At 57.4% G+C, this 14,933-nt stretch carries 12 protein-coding genes; 3 read left to right on the top strand and 9 right to left on the bottom strand.

Translation table 11 applies throughout. The features are described from left to right. Window positions 1–66: 66 nt before the first annotated feature. From addB to gnd, 5 genes are all read right to left on the bottom strand, one after another. Window positions 67–3,744, bottom strand: coding sequence for a helicase-exonuclease AddAB subunit AddB (addB, locus tag PEH01S_RS28210; protein WP_127489459.1), 3,678 nt, complete (start codon window positions 3,742–3,744; stop codon window positions 67–69). Window positions 3,745–3,995: 251 nt separating this feature from the next. Next, on the bottom strand, window positions 3,996–5,543 hold the full coding sequence (gene gntK, locus PEH01S_RS28205; RefSeq protein ID WP_174807179.1) for a gluconokinase: 1,548 nt from the start codon (window positions 5,541–5,543) through the stop codon (window positions 3,996–3,998). A 17-nt stretch (window positions 5,544–5,560) separates the two neighbouring features. Continuing rightward, window positions 5,561–6,922 carry a GntP family permease gene (locus tag PEH01S_RS28200; protein WP_127489457.1) on the bottom strand — a complete coding sequence of 454 codons (1,362 nt, stop codon included), beginning with the start codon at window positions 6,920–6,922 and terminating at the stop codon, window positions 5,561–5,563. Between the two features lie 133 nt (window positions 6,923–7,055). After that, a complete protein-coding gene (locus PEH01S_RS28195; RefSeq protein WP_025851290.1) occupies window positions 7,056–7,727 on the bottom strand; it encodes a GntR family transcriptional regulator in 672 nt (223 codons plus the stop codon). A 113-nt stretch (window positions 7,728–7,840) separates the two neighbouring features. Then, the gene (gene gnd / locus PEH01S_RS28190; protein WP_127489455.1) at window positions 7,841–8,740 is read right to left on the bottom strand and encodes a phosphogluconate dehydrogenase (NAD(+)-dependent, decarboxylating); all 900 of its coding nucleotides are present in this window, start codon (window positions 8,738–8,740) and stop codon (window positions 7,841–7,843) included. A 246-nt stretch (window positions 8,741–8,986) separates the two neighbouring features. On the opposite strand from gnd, the gene PEH01S_RS28185 reads away from it, so the two are divergent. Continuing rightward, on the top strand, window positions 8,987–9,826 hold the full coding sequence (locus PEH01S_RS28185) for a hypothetical protein (RefSeq protein ID WP_127489454.1): 840 nt from the start codon (window positions 8,987–8,989) through the stop codon (window positions 9,824–9,826). A 4-nt stretch (window positions 9,827–9,830) separates the two neighbouring features. On the opposite strand, the gene PEH01S_RS28180 is transcribed toward PEH01S_RS28185, so the two are convergent. Next, window positions 9,831–10,952, bottom strand: coding sequence for a Gfo/Idh/MocA family protein (locus tag PEH01S_RS28180; protein ID WP_127489452.1), 1,122 nt, complete (start codon window positions 10,950–10,952; stop codon window positions 9,831–9,833). 195 nt (window positions 10,953–11,147) lie between these two features. Between PEH01S_RS28180 and PEH01S_RS28175 the strand changes: the two genes are divergently transcribed. Further along, a complete protein-coding gene (locus PEH01S_RS28175; RefSeq protein WP_246063091.1) occupies window positions 11,148–12,035 on the top strand; it encodes a helix-turn-helix domain-containing protein in 888 nt (295 codons plus the stop codon). Between the two features lie 24 nt (window positions 12,036–12,059). On the opposite strand, the gene PEH01S_RS28170 is transcribed toward PEH01S_RS28175, so the two are convergent. Then, window positions 12,060–12,662 carry a nitroreductase family protein gene (locus PEH01S_RS28170; protein ID WP_127489450.1) on the bottom strand — a complete coding sequence of 201 codons (603 nt, stop codon included), beginning with the start codon at window positions 12,660–12,662 and terminating at the stop codon, window positions 12,060–12,062. A gap of 124 nt (window positions 12,663–12,786) precedes the next feature. Here PEH01S_RS28170 and PEH01S_RS35910 point away from each other — a divergent pair, with 124 nt between their 5' ends. Further along, a complete protein-coding gene (locus PEH01S_RS35910; protein WP_084159677.1) occupies window positions 12,787–12,960 on the top strand; it encodes a GntR family transcriptional regulator in 174 nt (57 codons plus the stop codon). 43 nt (window positions 12,961–13,003) lie between these two features. Here the strand turns inward: PEH01S_RS35910 and PEH01S_RS28160 are convergent, their stop codons facing one another. Together PEH01S_RS28160 and PEH01S_RS28155 are read right to left on the bottom strand one after the other, a co-directional pair. After that, window positions 13,004–14,374: a class I SAM-dependent rRNA methyltransferase gene (locus PEH01S_RS28160; protein WP_127489448.1), complete on the bottom strand. Its 1,371-nt coding sequence runs from the start codon at window positions 14,372–14,374 to the stop codon at window positions 13,004–13,006. Between the two features lie 55 nt (window positions 14,375–14,429). Next, window positions 14,430–14,861, bottom strand: a complete 432-nt coding sequence (locus PEH01S_RS28155; protein ID WP_025851299.1) for an NUDIX hydrolase — start codon at window positions 14,859–14,861, stop codon at window positions 14,430–14,432. Window positions 14,862–14,933: the final 72 nt, after the last annotated feature.

Below are 14,933 nucleotides of genomic sequence, written 5' to 3'. Positions count from 1 at the left end.
GGACGGCGATGGCCTGCCATTGTTCGTCCGTCCAGGTGCTGTTCTCCGGCTTCGGCATCGTCTCCGTCATTGTTCGTTCCCTCCATTCTCGTTGTCCGGCTCGTCCGGGACGTTTTCATCTTCCGGCTCCGCCGTCCGGTTCTCTTCCGAAGCCGGCCGTTTCGCGGCGGCGCGCGGCCGGTAAGCCGCTCCGGCGGATCGGGGAACGGAAGCGGCCTTTTGCTCCATCATTTCCCATACCCGGTCTTTGCCGATCGGCGTAAGCTGCTTGTACGCATTGCCATCGAGCTGTGTGTCGAATTGGCAGACAGACCGGTAGGCGCACATCGTACAGGCGGTCGCTTGGCCCATCCGGTAAGGCGCAATCTCGATGGTGCCGTCCGTCAGCGACGTCCCGATCTCGCGGATTGTCCGCTTGACGTACCGCCGCACGGTGTTCCACTGTTCTTCGGAGGCGACCGACGACGTTTTATAGAAGCTGCCGTCCGTCTTGAGCGCCACCGGCAGCAGGTCGGAATGCCCGCCGGCTTCCGCCAGCTCCCCGTCCATCAACCGGATCGCATCCGCGTCGGCGCGAAGCAGCCCTCTCATTTTGAACCGCTTCTTCAACTCACTGTCGATCTCCTGCGCGGAAAGCCCGTTTCTTGCGTTCAACACCGGATTATGTACATGGAAGTACAAAACGCCCGCCGGCTGCGCTTCGTGACCAAGCCAGATCGGCGCATGCGTCAGAATGACGTCCAAATACGTGAGCATTTGGAGCGATAACCCGTAATACACTTCGGTCATATTCAGCGCCTTGGAGCTCGACTTGTAATCGATCACCCGCAGCAGCGTTCCTTGCTCGGTATCCGCCCGGTCGATCCGGTCGATCCTTCCTCGCAGCTCCATGCGCACGCCGTTGTCCAAATCGTAAAGCAGCGGCGGGATCGGCTGTCCGCTCCCGAAGCCGACCTCCAGTCCGATCGGCCGGAACTGTCCCCGCCGGGCGTGCTCGCCCAGCATCAGCGCCGCCCGTCCGATTACTTGCTTAAGCTTGCGCGCGATATAGGAATACCGTTTGGAGCTGAGCAAAATTTCGCCCTGCAGCTTCGGCGCAAGCGCGTCGACGACTAGCGCCGCCCGCTGCTCGCATTCCGCGGCCGACAAACCGCCCCAGTCGAACCCTTCACGCTCCGCCTGCTCCGCAAATTTGCTCAATGCGGCGTGAAACAGCTGCCCGATATCGGGCGCTTCCAAGCGAAAGATGCGGCGTTCCTTCAGCCGCAGTCCGTGGGAGACGAACTGGGAGAACGGACACGCGACAAACCGCTCCATGCGGGATACGCTCGTCTGGATGCTTTCCCCGTACAGCTCCCGGCTCGTCTGGGCGCTCAATTCCTTCGCCCGGTTCGAATAGAGCAGCGCCTGCACCATCCGCGAAAGCTTCCAAGCGTGTTCGGGCTGGCGGGCGAACCAGTTGTACACCGACCACCAGACGGCGTTCATCGGAGCCCCGTTCATCCACTGCTTTAACTGTACCATCAGCAGGGACAAGGCTTTATCCGGGCGGGCGACGTATTCCATTTGTTCGCCCGCGTAGCTGTCCGGGGCCGGATCGTTCAACAGCAGCCGCTCCTGCAGCGACGGAAACATCCGCTTCACCTGCCGGATCACGTCCGAAGGCAGAAGCGCCCTCCCTTCCTCGTCGGCCAGCGGGTAGCTGAGCCATAATCCGTGCGAAGGCGTGCAAAACGCGCAGTAGATCAGGAACGATTCGTCCAGCAGCCGCCTCCGGCTTCCTTCGGCGGTTTGCAGCCCGTTCCCGGCCAGCTGCTCGCGCTCCGCCTCCGACAAGACGCCGCTTTCGGGCATTTTGGCGGGCATGACGCCCTCGCTCACGCCAAGCACGAACATGTGCTTGACCCGGCCGGAACGGGTCCGGTCCATGCTGCCGACCAGCACCTGATCGAGGGTGGGCGGAACGTGCCCGAGCTTGATGCTTTCGAGCCCCGTGTCCACCAGCTCCGCGAACGTTTCCGGCGCCATCGTCTCGTCTCCCATCAGCTCTGCGAGCTGATCGAACATATCCACGACCCGCTCCCAGACCTGAGCGTGCTCCCGCGCTTTCTCCACTTGTCCCCGTGCGAGGGACGCCTGGCTCCAAGCCTCCAGCCGCTCCGGCACCCGCAGCTGCTCCAGCAGGCCGTACAGCGCCTCCACCCGCTGAAGCACCGTCGCTTTCCGGCGCATGCGCTCCTGCAGCGCCCCGAGCGGTTCGGCCACCAGCCTGCGGCAGGCGTTGATCTTGCCCAGAAACGCCTCGTCCGCCTCGCTGGCCTGCGTCTGGTCCTGTTCGAGCGTCGTACGGTACGAATACGTCCAGTCGTTCATCCATTTGTGTCCTTGAATACCGAACGCCAGCACATAATTTTCGAGCTGGTCCATCGCATACCGGTCGATGGCGAAATCGTCCCGCTCTTTTGCCTCGCCGAACGGCAGGAAAAATCCGGTTTTGACCGCTCGGAAAACCGCTTCGTATTTCCAGTAATGGTTGACCGTTTCGAGCGCAGAGCGAATCAATTCGACGAGCGGGTGATGAACCACCGGCCGCTTATAATCCAAAAAGTGCGGAATCCCGTAGTCGGCAAACGTGCCCGAAATCAGCTCGCCATACGATTCCATGTTGCGGACCGACACGGCGATGTCGCGCCATCTGAGCCCTTCGTCGCGCACGAGCTTGACGACGTCCCGGGCCAGCGCCTCTACTTCCGCTCTGCGGTTAGCGGCCGCCGATATGCGAACGGCCGGCTGCCCGCCGTCTCCCGGCTCGGGACGAAACGGCTTTTTCACCCGCTCCTCCCATTGAGCCTCCAAAAAGCCGAGCGACGGGTTATCGCGGAACCTTGCCGGAGGCGACGACAGCAGGATGACCGAGGCTTCGGTTTCCACCCCCAAGGCGTCCAGCCGTTCCCGGAGCGTCTTCATCGTACGGGCGGTCGGATGGAACAAATCCAGCTCGTGCGGCTGCTCCCCTCCCCCGTACGGACGGTTCAAGCAGAGCGTCATCGTGACCCGGCCGGCGTACAGGGCAAGCTGCTCCAGGACGGTAAGCTCCTGAGGCGTAAACCCGTGAAATCCGTCTACCCATATTTCCGCGCCCCGCACATACGCCGATTCGCCGACCTGGCGGGCCAGCAGCGTCAAATAATCTTCCCCGTCCAAGTAAAGCTTGGACAATTCGGTCTCGAATTCGCCGTACAACAGCTGCAAATCGTGCAGCTTGTCCGGAAGCGCACCGGAAGCATCGCCGTCGGAAGCAAAGCGCGACGAGTAAAACTGCTTCAGCTGATCGGGACTGATGCAATACCGCTTCAGCTCCGCAAACAGCTCGCTTAAATTATCCAGAAAGCCCATTTGTCCCGCCGACGCTTGAAAACGGCGCAGACGGTCTTTTTGATTATGTAAAATGCGGTGAAGCAGCAGCTTTTTACCCGTTTCGTCGATCGGCAGTCGCGAGGAGCCGCCCACCTCTTGCATGACGCGCCAAGCCAGCCGCCGGAAGCTGAGCACTTGAGCGCGCAGCGTGCCTCCGAGCTCCGGGGAGGACACAAGCGCATATTCCGCCTGAAAGGTAGCCTGCTCCGGCACGAGCCAGATCAGCGGCGTACCGTCCGGCTGCTCCAGCAGCTTTTGTTTGATCGCGCCCAGGCAAAACGCCGTTTTGCCGCTGCCCGCACGGCCGAGCACAAATTGAAAAGCCATAGTCGCTCCTCCAAATTTCGCTTCATTTCAAGTAACTCTACTATTCTACCAAAATGTCCGACATTGCGGAAAAGACAGGTTTTGGTATAGTATAGCACAATCGAATACACCGGAACACTCGTTCCTCCCCGGTTTATCGTCTGGCGGAGGCCTCGGCTCGGCAAAATACGAAAAAACCGGGAAAGCGCTGCGCTGCAGGACAGCACGCTTTTCCCGGTTAGATTCAAGCTTTTATAGAAGTTTCGCGTTTCTTAGAGACGTTCCCGCTTTTGCTGAAAACGGGCGATCGCCTCGTATTCCTCCTCCATGCTTCGCGCGATTTTAATGTAAATGGGCAAAAGCTCGTGGTAGATTTCGGCATGCTCCCGTATCGGCTTATGCTCATGCGTAGCGCCGACCATCCGGGAAACGATATGCAGCGATTCCGCTCTGCCCGTCGCGTATAAACCGAGCACCGCGGCTCCCAGGCAAGAGCTTTCAAAGCTTTGGGGGACGACGACTTCCTGGTCGAAAATATCCGCCATGATCTGGCGCCATAAGGAGGAGCGGGCAAAGCCGCCGGTAGCTTGAATTTTTTTGGGCCGCCCGATCCGCTCCCCCATCGCCAGCAAGACGGTGTACAGATTAAAAATAACTCCTTCCAGCACGGCGCGGATCATGTGCTCCTTGCGATGATGCATCGTCAAGCCGAAAAAGGAGCCCCTCGCATTCGCATTCCATAGGGGGGCGCGTTCCCCGGTCATATAAGGATGAAAAATCAAGCCGTCGGCACCCGGGCTAACCTTCTCCACAATTTGCGTCAGCAGGTCGTAAGCGTCGATTCCGAGACGTTTGGCCGTTTCGACTTCCGATGCGGCAAACTCGTCCCTCGCCCACCGGAACAGCATGCCGCCATTGTTGACCGCTCCGCCGATGACCCAATGCTTTTCCGTTAGAGCATAGCAGAAGATTCTTCCCTTGGGATCGGTTGAAGGGTGGTCAATCACGGTTCGGATCGCGCCGCTGGTGCCGATGGTCGCCGCCACAACCCCGGGCTCGATCGCATTCATGCCCAGGTTGGAAAGCACGCCGTCGCTCGCGCCGACAATAAACGGAGTCGATCCGGCAAGACCCGTCTCTTCCGCATAAACCGCGTTCATGCCTGTCAGCGCATAAGTCGTCGGAACGAGCCTGGACAATTGATTTCTCGATACCCCGGCAACGTCCAGCGCTTCTTCGTCCCAATCCAGCTTCCGCAAATTCATCAGACCGGTCGCCGAGGCGATGGAGTAGTCGACCACGTACTCGCCGAACAGCTTGGCAAACACGTATTCCTTGATCGAGACGAATTTGCCGGCGTTTTGGAAAAGCTCCTGATGATCATGACGAAGCCACAGCAGCTTGGAAAGCGGCGACATCGGATGGATCGGCGTTCCTGTCCGCAAATAGATCTCATGGCCGTTCATGTCCCGCTTCAAGCGTTCCGCCCAGTCAGCGCTCCGGTTATCGCCCCAGGTAATGCAGCGCGTCAGCGGCTTGCCTTCGGCATCGACCACGATGACGCTGTGCATAGCCGAGCTGAAGGAGACAAACAGAACTTGCTCCGGCCTGGCGGCGCTTTGCTTCATCACGCGCTTCAGCGTTTGGACCACGGCGCGGAATATGCGGTCCGGGTCCTGCTCGGCGATAGACGAAGTAGGCATATATAAAGGGTACTCCTCGTCCGCTTTGGTCACGACTTTCCCGCTTTCCTCGAACAAGACGGCTTTTGTGCTGGTCGTTCCGATATCAACGCCAATCATATAGGCAGGCTGGCTCAATGAAATAACCCTCTTTCTTAAACCACGGCGCTGAGGAGAAGAATGAAGACCAGTCCCACAACGGATAGAATCGTCTCCATCGCCGTCCATGATTTTAAGGTTTGCGATACGCTCATATTAAAAAATTCCTTGACCATCCAAAAGCCAGCGTCGTTCACGTGCGACAAGACAAGCGACCCGGCTCCCGTAGCCAGCACGACCAGTTCCACGTTCACGCCCGGATTCAGCGCAAGGACAGGTGCGACGATGCCCGCGGCCGTCGTCATGGCAACCGTGGCCGACCCTGTCGCGACACGAATCAGAGCGGCGACAAACCAGGCGAACAAAATAATGTTCACATGCGCCTGAGTCGCCATCGCGGCGATGGCGCCGCCTACCCCGCTGTTAATCAGTACCTGCTTAAAGGCTCCGCCGGCTCCGATAATCAAAATGATCGTCGCGGTCGGGGCCAAGCATTCGCTCGCGAAGCGGGAAATATCCTCCTTCTTAAAGCCCCTCGCAAAGCCCAGCGAAAAGAAAGAGAAGACGACCGCGATGAGCAGGGCGATAATTTCATGGCCGATAAATTCGCTGAACCGGGTGAAGCCGCCCGTCGCTTTCGGGTCGATGATGCTGGCGATCGATCCGATCAGCATGAGAAGAACGGGCAATAAAATCGTGAACAACGTCATCCCGAACCCGGGAAGGCCGCGGTTATCCTTCGCCGCGAACTGTTCGGCCAGGTCGGCCGGCGGCTCTACCTGCAATCGTTTGCCGATAAACTTGCCGAACAGCGGGCCGGCAATAACGGCCGTCGGCAGCCCGATCAGAATGGAATACAGAATCGTCTTCCCCAAATCGGCATTATAAGCGGCAATGGCAATCATCGGCGCCGGATGGGGCGGAACCAGCCCGTGCACGGTGGAAAGTCCGGCCAGCAGCGGAATTCCGATTTGCAGCAGCGACATGTTCGTCTTGCGCGCCACGATAAATACGATAGGAATCAAGAGGATGACCCCAACCTCGAAAAATACGGGAATCCCTACGATAAACCCGACGACCATCATCGCCCAGTGCACCCGTTTTTCGCCAAACCGGTCGATCAGCGTGGTCGCGATCCGCTCGGCGCCGCCGGACTCCGCCATCATTTTGCCCAGCATCGTTCCGAGCCCGATGACGATCGCGATCGTCCCGAGTGTGCCGCCTAACCCTCCTGTAACCGCTTTAATGATGTCCGCAGGATTCATCCCGGCTAGAAAACCTAACAGCAAAGAAGAAATCAAAAGCGCCACAAAAGGATTCCATTTGAATCTGGCGATCAGAACAACAAGAAAAACAATGGAAAGTAATGCCCAAAGGATCAAGGCGAGGTTGTGATCAAGACCTAAAATACGGTTCATAAGCAGCTCTCCTTTTATTCATGCGAGCATGGTTCGGTATCCAAAGTATGCCCATTTTTTAGCATTACAATGAATTTAAACAAGTATACTTGTCGACAAGTTTGAAGACGAAAAGCCTGCATAGCAGCAGTCCTTAAGGAAATCTGCTATGAAGCGTTTTGTGCGAATCGGCAAAATATTGCTGAACGACCGATTGAATGACGGTCATATCCTTCGATTCAAGCGCTGTCACAATCGACCGGTGTTTATCGATGACGGTCCTGAGTTTGTCTTCTCCTCTGGAGAATACCTCCGCCGTCGTCAGGAACATCACGGTCAGCACAATTTGACGGATGCTTTTCCACAAATGCAGGATTCTTGCATGCTTGGCCTCCACGATGATGGATTCGTGAAAGGAAAAGTCCAGATACGAAAACTCCTCGATATCGCGATGCTTCATCGCCAATTCCATCTTGTCGATGTTCCGTTTCAAATTGGAAAGCAGCGGCTCGTGGTTTCCTTCGGCCAATCGCTGCTGCGCAAAGCTCTCGATTAAAAATCGGACGTCATACAGCTCTTCGACATCCTGTGAGCTCAGGCCGATCACGACGGCACCCATTCTTTCCAGGCGAATGAGCCCTTCATTTGACAACGTTTTCAACGCTTCCCTGACCGGCGACCTGCTTGTTCCGAATTCGGCGGCCACCTTATTTTCGGAGATCACTTCGCCGGGCTTTATATTTCCGCTAATAATTTGCAGTCTTAGTTCGCAAGCCATACTTTCTCCCAAAGACAACCCCTGTAACCATGCAGCAGGATAACGCATGAACAACTCTCCTATACAGACCGTTTTTCCAATAACAACGATAAGATATCGTAGACAAGTATTTCTAGATTTTATCACATTGTTATGAAACGAATCCATTAGGAAAATCGATCTTACGAATTTCTTACGACCTCATGACCGCCAAATTCGTTGCGCAGAGCGGCCACCACTTTGCCGTGGAACGTATCGTCTTCCATGGACCGGTAGCGCATCAGCAGGGACAACGCGATGACAGGCGTGCTGATTTCCATATCCAGCGCCGTTTGAACCGTCCATTTTCCTTCTCCGGAGCTTTTCATGATTCCCCGAATCCCGCCCAGCTTGGGATCTTTGGAAAACGCGTTTTGAGTTAGCTCCATCAGCCATCCTCTAATGACCGAGCCGTTGGTCCAGACCCGTGCCACCTCTTCGTAATTAAAATCAAATTCGCTTTTCGATAAAATCTCGAAGCCTTCTGCAATCGATTGCATCATGCCATACTCAATGCCGTTATGGACCATCTTGAGAAAATGTCCGCTGCCGTGGCCGCCGGCGTACAAATAGCCTTTGTCGACCGCAATGCCTTGAAACAGCGGCTCGATAGCTGCAAACGCGTCCCGGTCGCCGCCGATCATGAAGCAGCCGCCGCGGGCCGCGCCTTCCGTGCCTCCCGATGTTCCCACGTCGAAAAAATGGACGCCCCGTTCCTTCAGCCTATCCGCACGGGCCATCGATTGCTTGTAGTGGGAGTTCCCGCCGTCAATCACGATATCTCCCGGCCCCAGCAGCGGACTAAGCGTGTCGATCACCTGATCCACAACCGGACCGGCCGGAACCATCATCCAGACAATGCGGGGAGCTTCCAGCTTCTCTACCAGCTCGTTGACGGAACCGGAAAGCTCAGCGCCGCGTTCTTGCAATTTCTTTCCCGGTTCGGGATTGACATCGTACACGACAACTTCATGCTGCTGCCGAAGTAAATTTTGCACGAGGTTAAATCCCATTTTCCCAAGTCCAATCATCCCTAGCTTCATGTACTCACCCCGTTTAATATTGTGCACTTGTATACAAGTATTCATGTCCACAAAAATAATATACCTCTATCCCGTCGCTCTGTAAACTGCGAATTCCTCCTCTCTTCCGCCGTAAGAGCGTCGGTGGGAGTTTTCGGGAAGCCGTTAAGTGTTGAACCGGAACAAAATGCCTTGCCCAGAGAACATACGTTTGGTATTATTGTGGGAAGATGAACCAACGAAACGCTTGAAACGGAGGAATTTTGTATGATGCCGCTTGCCGAACAAGACTGGAAGCGCGATGCGGCGGATGCCGCCTCCCGCGGCTCGGCTTCGGCCTTAACGGCTGCTCTGGGCCCGGTCCTCGGCACGCTGCCCGATAAACAGGCGCGCGCCGTCAAGCACCAAGCGCTGCAAGTGATCGAAGCCGCGCTGCCCGATCCGAAGCGTCTTATCCGTCTGGCTTCCGGGCTTGCTCAAATCGGAGACGAAACGGCGCAGGAGCTTGCCGTCTTTCTGTTGTCCGGCCATTACGCGGCAGCTCCCGACGAGACGGCCGCACGGCTGCGCTCCTTGACCGACAGCCCGCACCCTACCGTCCGCCGCTGGACGGGCGAAGCCTGCGGAACGCTTCTGGTCAAGCAATTTCCGTCGTTTTATCCGCGGCTGGCCGCCTGGTCGGCCTCGCCTCTGCCGAACGAGATCGCAGCCGTCACCCACGCCGTCCGGATCGCGGCCAAAACCCGCAACCCGGCATGGAGCCGGCCGCTGCTGGATTTGGCCGAGCTGCTGATGTCGGGCGCCCCGGCCGCCGCCGGAAAAGCAATAAGCCCGCTCACGCTTGGTGAGGGGCTGCTCGCTTCGTATCCGGAGGAAACGGCCGCACGGCTTGACGTATGGATCGCCGGCGGGGACGAGGCGGTCCGCATCCACGCGGCGAATATGTATGCCTCAGCCGCGGCGGCTGAGCATTGGGACCTCCTCGCGCCGGGCTTCGCCAAGCTGGAGCAGGATGCGTCGCCGGCGGTCCGCAGAGCCGTCGCCCGCGCCCGCAAGCAGCTGCTGAAACGGCTGCCGCCGGACCCATCCGGCGGGCTGCTCCCATAGCCTGCTACGTCCAGTCGATCGTCTGGAACGTGCCGGTGAGCGCCGACTCCCGCGCTTTCAAGCAAAGGAGCGCGCTTAGCAAGCCGTCGTCCAGCGTGCTGACGGATTCTTCGGTGCCGCGGATCATGTTGACGTAATTTTCCGCAAGCGCCGCATCGCCGCCAAAATGGTCTTCGGCCGCATCGATCTCGTACGTTTCCACCCGCGGCGTGTGATGCATGAATACCTTGACGATGCCGGTCGTAAAGTCGAACTCGACCGTTCCCTTGTAGCCGAGAAACCGCGCACCGCGGGAACCCGCTTTTTGCCGGGCGAAAAAGTTTTGTGAATACGAAACATGCATCCCGGTCTCGTAGCGGATCAACGCGCTGCCCGAGTCTTCGTTGCCCGTATCCTCGGCAAAGGAGCAGTAGGGCCATTCCTGCTCCATCGGCGTGCCGACCGTGCTCTCGGCGCACGTTTTGTTTTCGCCGCAATCGACGCAGCGGAGCCCCGCGGGCTTCGTGCCCTTGAAAATTTGCTTGGACGTCATCGCGCAGACGCTGATCGGACGAAGCCCGAGCACATGGTTAATATAGTCGAAATCGTGGGTCGCCTTCTGCAAAAACAGGCCTCTCGTCTCGTTCTCGTCCCGGTACCAATTGTGAAAATAGACGCCGCCGTACGGAACGTTGTTGACCGCTTGGACATGCTCGACCGTCCCGATTTTGCCGGAATCGATAATCTCCTTCACCAGCTTCACGATCGACGTGACGCGCAGCGGGAAAGAGACGATGACCGGCGACGGACAGGTCTCGAAGCCGCGCTTCAAGCGCAGCGCATCCTCCATCGTCGTAGCGACCGGCTTTTCAAGATACAGCGGAATTCCGCTCGGCAGCACCTTCAATGCCATTTCCGTATGCAAGGAGCAGCGGGTGCCGATCAGTACGCCGTCCGGCTTCTCCTGCTCAAGCATCTCCTCGGGCGTGTCGAACAGCCGGATTTCGTCCGCACCTTCCGTACCGCTCAGCGCCTTGTCCTTGCGGATGTCGACAACCGCCGTAACCTTGCATTCGGGGTTGGCCTGCTGCACATATTTCAATACCCCGCGTATTCTCGCTCCATAGCCAATGACAGCCAATCTCATGTCTGACTCCTCCTCCAAGCTCTCCGTATGTAATGGGTTCACCCCCATTATAGAAAGCCCGAGCGGCCGTGGCTTTGTCTTCGAAGCCGCATTTTTTGCAAAATGAGCCCGTCCCGCCCCCGCGGATGACGCTTTTCAGAAGCCCCGAGCCAAGGTATGATGGAGATAAGAACGGAGCAGGAGACAAAGGACCGGATGAGCTATCAGCGAACACGTTTAAAACAGACGATTGTCATCGACAATATCATCACGATGTACTATTTCGAATTTGCCAAAAACTATGTCTTCCCGGGAGAGCAGCACGATTTCTGGGAGTTGGTTTATGTCGACAAGGGCGAGGTGGAGGTGACGGCGGGCACGTCCCGGCACCGGCTTCGGCAGGGGATGGTCGTATTTCATGAGCCCGACGAATTTCACAGCTTTTATGCGTGCGAAGGGACCGCGCCGAACATCGTCGTCCTGACATTCGATTGCCGGTCGGAAGCCATGAAGCGGTTTGTGCGGCAAATTGTCCACTTGGAGGATACGGAGCGGAATCTTCTGGCGGAGATCGTCAAGGAGGGGAAGCATGCGTTCGAGTTCCCGTTTCGGTACCCGCTTAAACGGCGGCAGGACGCGCCTGTCGGGAGCGAGCAGCTGCTCCAGCTGTATTTGCAGACATTCCTGATCCGCCTTTTGCGCCGGCTCGGACATGCGGAGACGAGCAAGCCGCTTTCGTTTACGGCGAGGGAAAAAGACAACGAAGCGTTGGCCCGAAGGGTTATCGGTTATTTGGAGGACCATGTGGAAGGAAACGTGTCGCTCGGAGAAATCAGCGAGGCGCTGCATGTGGCCAAAACCCGGCTGAAAGAACAATTCAAGCGGCAGACCGGACTGTCCGTCATGTCTTATTACAACCAATTAAAGATCGGCCGGGCCAAATCGCTGATTCGGGAGAAAACGTACAACTTTTCCGAAATTGCCGCCATGCTCGGCTTCAGCGGGCCGCATTATTTTTCCAAAGCGTTCAAAAAATCGGCCGGCATGAGCCCTTCCGAATACGCCCGGTCCGTCAAAGCACGAAGTCAGACGGATTCGGAATAGCCCTGCGAAGGCACGGGACGCAGATCACGGCTTGCTGTCGGTCTCGCCGTTCATCCATACCGTTTTGTCCGCGACCGGACGGCGCTTGCCCTCGGATGGCGCCATCTCCGGAATGCCTACGTATACAAGCCCTACGATGGCATCGGCTTCGCCGAGACCGAACGCCTGCTTCATGCGCGGATGATAAGCCGGCTCACCGGTCCGCCAGATCGCTCCAAGTCCAAGCGCATGCGCCATGAGCAGCATATTTTGCACGGCGGCGTGCGCTGCGGCAAATTCCTCGATGCGGCTGACGCCTTTCGCCGTAGACGGAGACACGGCAACGGCGATCACCACCGGAGCACGGAATGCTTTTGCGCCTTGCTTCGCCCGCAGCTCCTCCAGCTCTTGCCCGGACACGCCTGCCGCTCCTTCCGCCGCAATATCCGCATACGCGTTGGCTAACGCTTGCCGGCCGCCGCCGGTCATCACATAAAAGCGCCAAGGCTCGGTCGCATGGTGGCTGGGCGCCCAGTTGCCCGCTTCCAGCAGCTGCTCGATCAGCTCCCGCGCGATCGGATCGTTCTTGACACGCCCCACGCTTCTCCGGCCGCGAATCGCCTCGGTTAACGACATGTTCGAATTCATCAGATCGGCACCTCCGAAATCATCTTATGAAAAGACGCTAACGCAAGGATCATAATATAACAACCTCCTCGCCGTCAAATCGGCCATCGAAATCGGACATGCCTGACGATCAAGGTGGCTGTACATGAAATTAACTTACGTGCAACTCAAGCAAATGATCAAAGAAGAAATTCATCGCGGAACCTACAAGCCCGGACAGCAGCTGCCGTCCGAATCGGATTTTTGTGATATAAGTATGTCTTTTTTTAATATTATCTGTAAACTTATCTATCAATATAGAGAAAAGAAAAAACCTTAATCCGGCTGCTTGCCGAATTAAGGCTTATTCCTTACTGATTCTGTTATCGTTTGCTGCGCACCTCAAAAATAGCGAACTTCAAATAGTTGCCTTCCTCCACCCCGAGAATGCGGGGATGGTCCTTACCGGCATTGCGGAATTCGATCAGACGCAATGTTTTGCCCGCATCGTAGGCGGCCGCATGGATCGTTTCGAGGAACAGCTCCGGCTTCATATGGTAGGAGCAGCTCGCCGTCACCAAATATCCGCCCTCGTTCACCAGCTTCATGCCGTGCAGGTTAATATCCTTGTAGCCCCGGCACGCTCCTTCGACTGCGCTCCGCGACTTGGCAAAGGCCGGCGGGTCCAAAATGACAACGTCCCACGTTCTGCCTTTCGCAGCAAGCGGTACCGACGTATCGACCCTCCGCTCGCCTGCTTTTCCCCGCTCCTGCCGAAGCTCCAAGCCGCGGGCCTGCTCGCGCAGGTAATCGAACGCGTCGGCGACGACGAACTCGACCCGGTCACTGAAGCCGTTCAGCTCCACATTCCGCTTGGCCGTTTCGATGGCATGCTCGGAAATGTCGAGGCACGTCACTTTTTTGGCGCCGAATTGGCACGCATGAAGCGTAAAGCTGCCGGTGTGCGAGAAGCATTCCAGCACCGTCGCGCCGTCCCAATAAGGAAACGTCACTTCGCTGCCGTTCCGGTTGACCGGCACGCGCTTGACCGTCCCGTCGTCCACCACCCGCTCTTGCAGCTCAATGCCGCTTCGTTTGCCCCAGCCCTTCATAAGCGGTTCCAAGGCGGCCCGGTTCTCCCGCTGGTCGAAAAAATAACCGGTCTTCTGCCCCTGCGCAATGTCCACTTCCAGAACGATGCCGTTCTCGCGGATTGTAACATGCTGCGGGCATTCCCCGTACAGCACGCCGGTGCGCTGCTCCAAGCCTTCGAGCTGCCGCACGGAGACGTCGCTGCGCTCGTAAATACCGGCAGGGCGCATCACTTCGGCCAACGCGGAGACGATCGCCTCCCGCACCCGCTCCATGCCAAGCGTCAAAATCTGCACTACCAGCACGTCCTCAAACTTGTCCACGATCAGTCCCGGCAGGAAATCCGCCTCGCCGTAAACGAGCCGGTACGACCCTGCGTGCGGCAGAAACCGTTCCCGGTGCTCCTTGCATTCTTGAATCCGGCGGACAAAGTAGGCATGCGTCATTTCTTCCATCGGTTCGTAGGAAACAATCCGCACGGTCAATTGCGAAGCCGGGTTATAATAGCCGGTCGCCAAATACTGGCCGGCGTGCGTATGTACGGATACGAGCCCTCCCGGCGGCGCCTCGCCCTCCACGCGTTCGATTTCCGAGCGGTACACCCATGGGTGGCCTTCTTCCAACCGTTTTTTTCTTTTTTTCTGCAATACGACGACAGCCATGGCCGAAGTCCTCCCAATGTTTAGTACGACGATAGCCGCTTCAGGTCAAATCCCGTTATTGTCCGTTCACCTCATAGCCCAACGCATTCAGCGCCTTTTGCAAAACGGAATCGTTGTTCCCGTAACCGGAATGCGTCTGCTGATGCCAAGCCTCGAGCGGATGAAGCCATTCGACGCCGCGGATTTCCTCAACCTGCGCCTGCAGGGTGCCTCCGGTCGCTTCCACCAGAAAATAGTGGACCTCTTTGTCGATAACCCCGCCGTTCATGGCGAATTGATACGTGATTGTCTCCAGCGGACGCACGATGGTCCCGGTAATTCCCGTTTCTTCGAGAATTTCGCGCAGCGCCGTTTGCTCTATCGTTTCCCCGGCTTCCATCTTGCCTTTCGGCAGCGTAATTTTGCCGTACCGGTCCTGGATCATTTGCACCTGCACGTCGTTTCCGATTTTGCGAAACACCACGCCTCCTGCCGAAATTTCCTTCATCGACATCACCCTTTCCTATTGGAAATCGAAAGGACTTCACCCGGCGGACGCAGGCGGTCTTACCGGCGGCTT

The organism is Paenibacillus ehimensis NBRC 15659 (assembly GCF_004000785.1).
In the GTDB taxonomy this organism is placed as follows: Bacteria; Bacillota; Bacilli; order Paenibacillales; family NBRC-103111; genus Paenibacillus_G; species Paenibacillus_G ehimensis.
This window is presented reverse-complemented; position numbering and strand designations above follow the sequence as displayed.

Coding starts and splice junctions, on each gene's coding strand:
- PEH01S_RS28195 (WP_025851290.1), bottom strand. CDS start 7,727: ATGCGTTATCCTGCTGCATGGTTACAGGGGTTGTCTTTGGGAGAAAGT.
- addB (WP_127489459.1), bottom strand. CDS start 3,744: ATGGCTTTTCAATTTGTGCTCGGCCGTGCGGGCAGCGGCAAAACGGCG.
- PEH01S_RS35910 (WP_084159677.1), top strand. CDS start 12,787: ATGAAATTAACTTACGTGCAACTCAAGCAAATGATCAAAGAAGAAATT.
- PEH01S_RS28170 (WP_127489450.1), bottom strand. CDS start 12,662: ATGAATTCGAACATGTCGTTAACCGAGGCGATTCGCGGCCGGAGAAGC.
- PEH01S_RS28175 (WP_246063091.1), top strand. CDS start 11,148: ATGAGCTATCAGCGAACACGTTTAAAACAGACGATTGTCATCGACAAT.
- PEH01S_RS28155 (WP_025851299.1), bottom strand. CDS start 14,861: ATGAAGGAAATTTCGGCAGGAGGCGTGGTGTTTCGCAAAATCGGAAAC.
- gnd (WP_127489455.1), bottom strand. CDS start 8,740: ATGAAGCTAGGGATGATTGGACTTGGGAAAATGGGATTTAACCTCGTG.
- PEH01S_RS28185 (WP_127489454.1), top strand. CDS start 8,987: ATGATGCCGCTTGCCGAACAAGACTGGAAGCGCGATGCGGCGGATGCC.
- PEH01S_RS28200 (WP_127489457.1), bottom strand. CDS start 6,922: ATGAACCGTATTTTAGGTCTTGATCACAACCTCGCCTTGATCCTTTGG.
- PEH01S_RS28180 (WP_127489452.1), bottom strand. CDS start 10,952: ATGAGATTGGCTGTCATTGGCTATGGAGCGAGAATACGCGGGGTATTG.
- PEH01S_RS28160 (WP_127489448.1), bottom strand. CDS start 14,374: ATGGCTGTCGTCGTATTGCAGAAAAAAAGAAAAAAACGGTTGGAAGAA.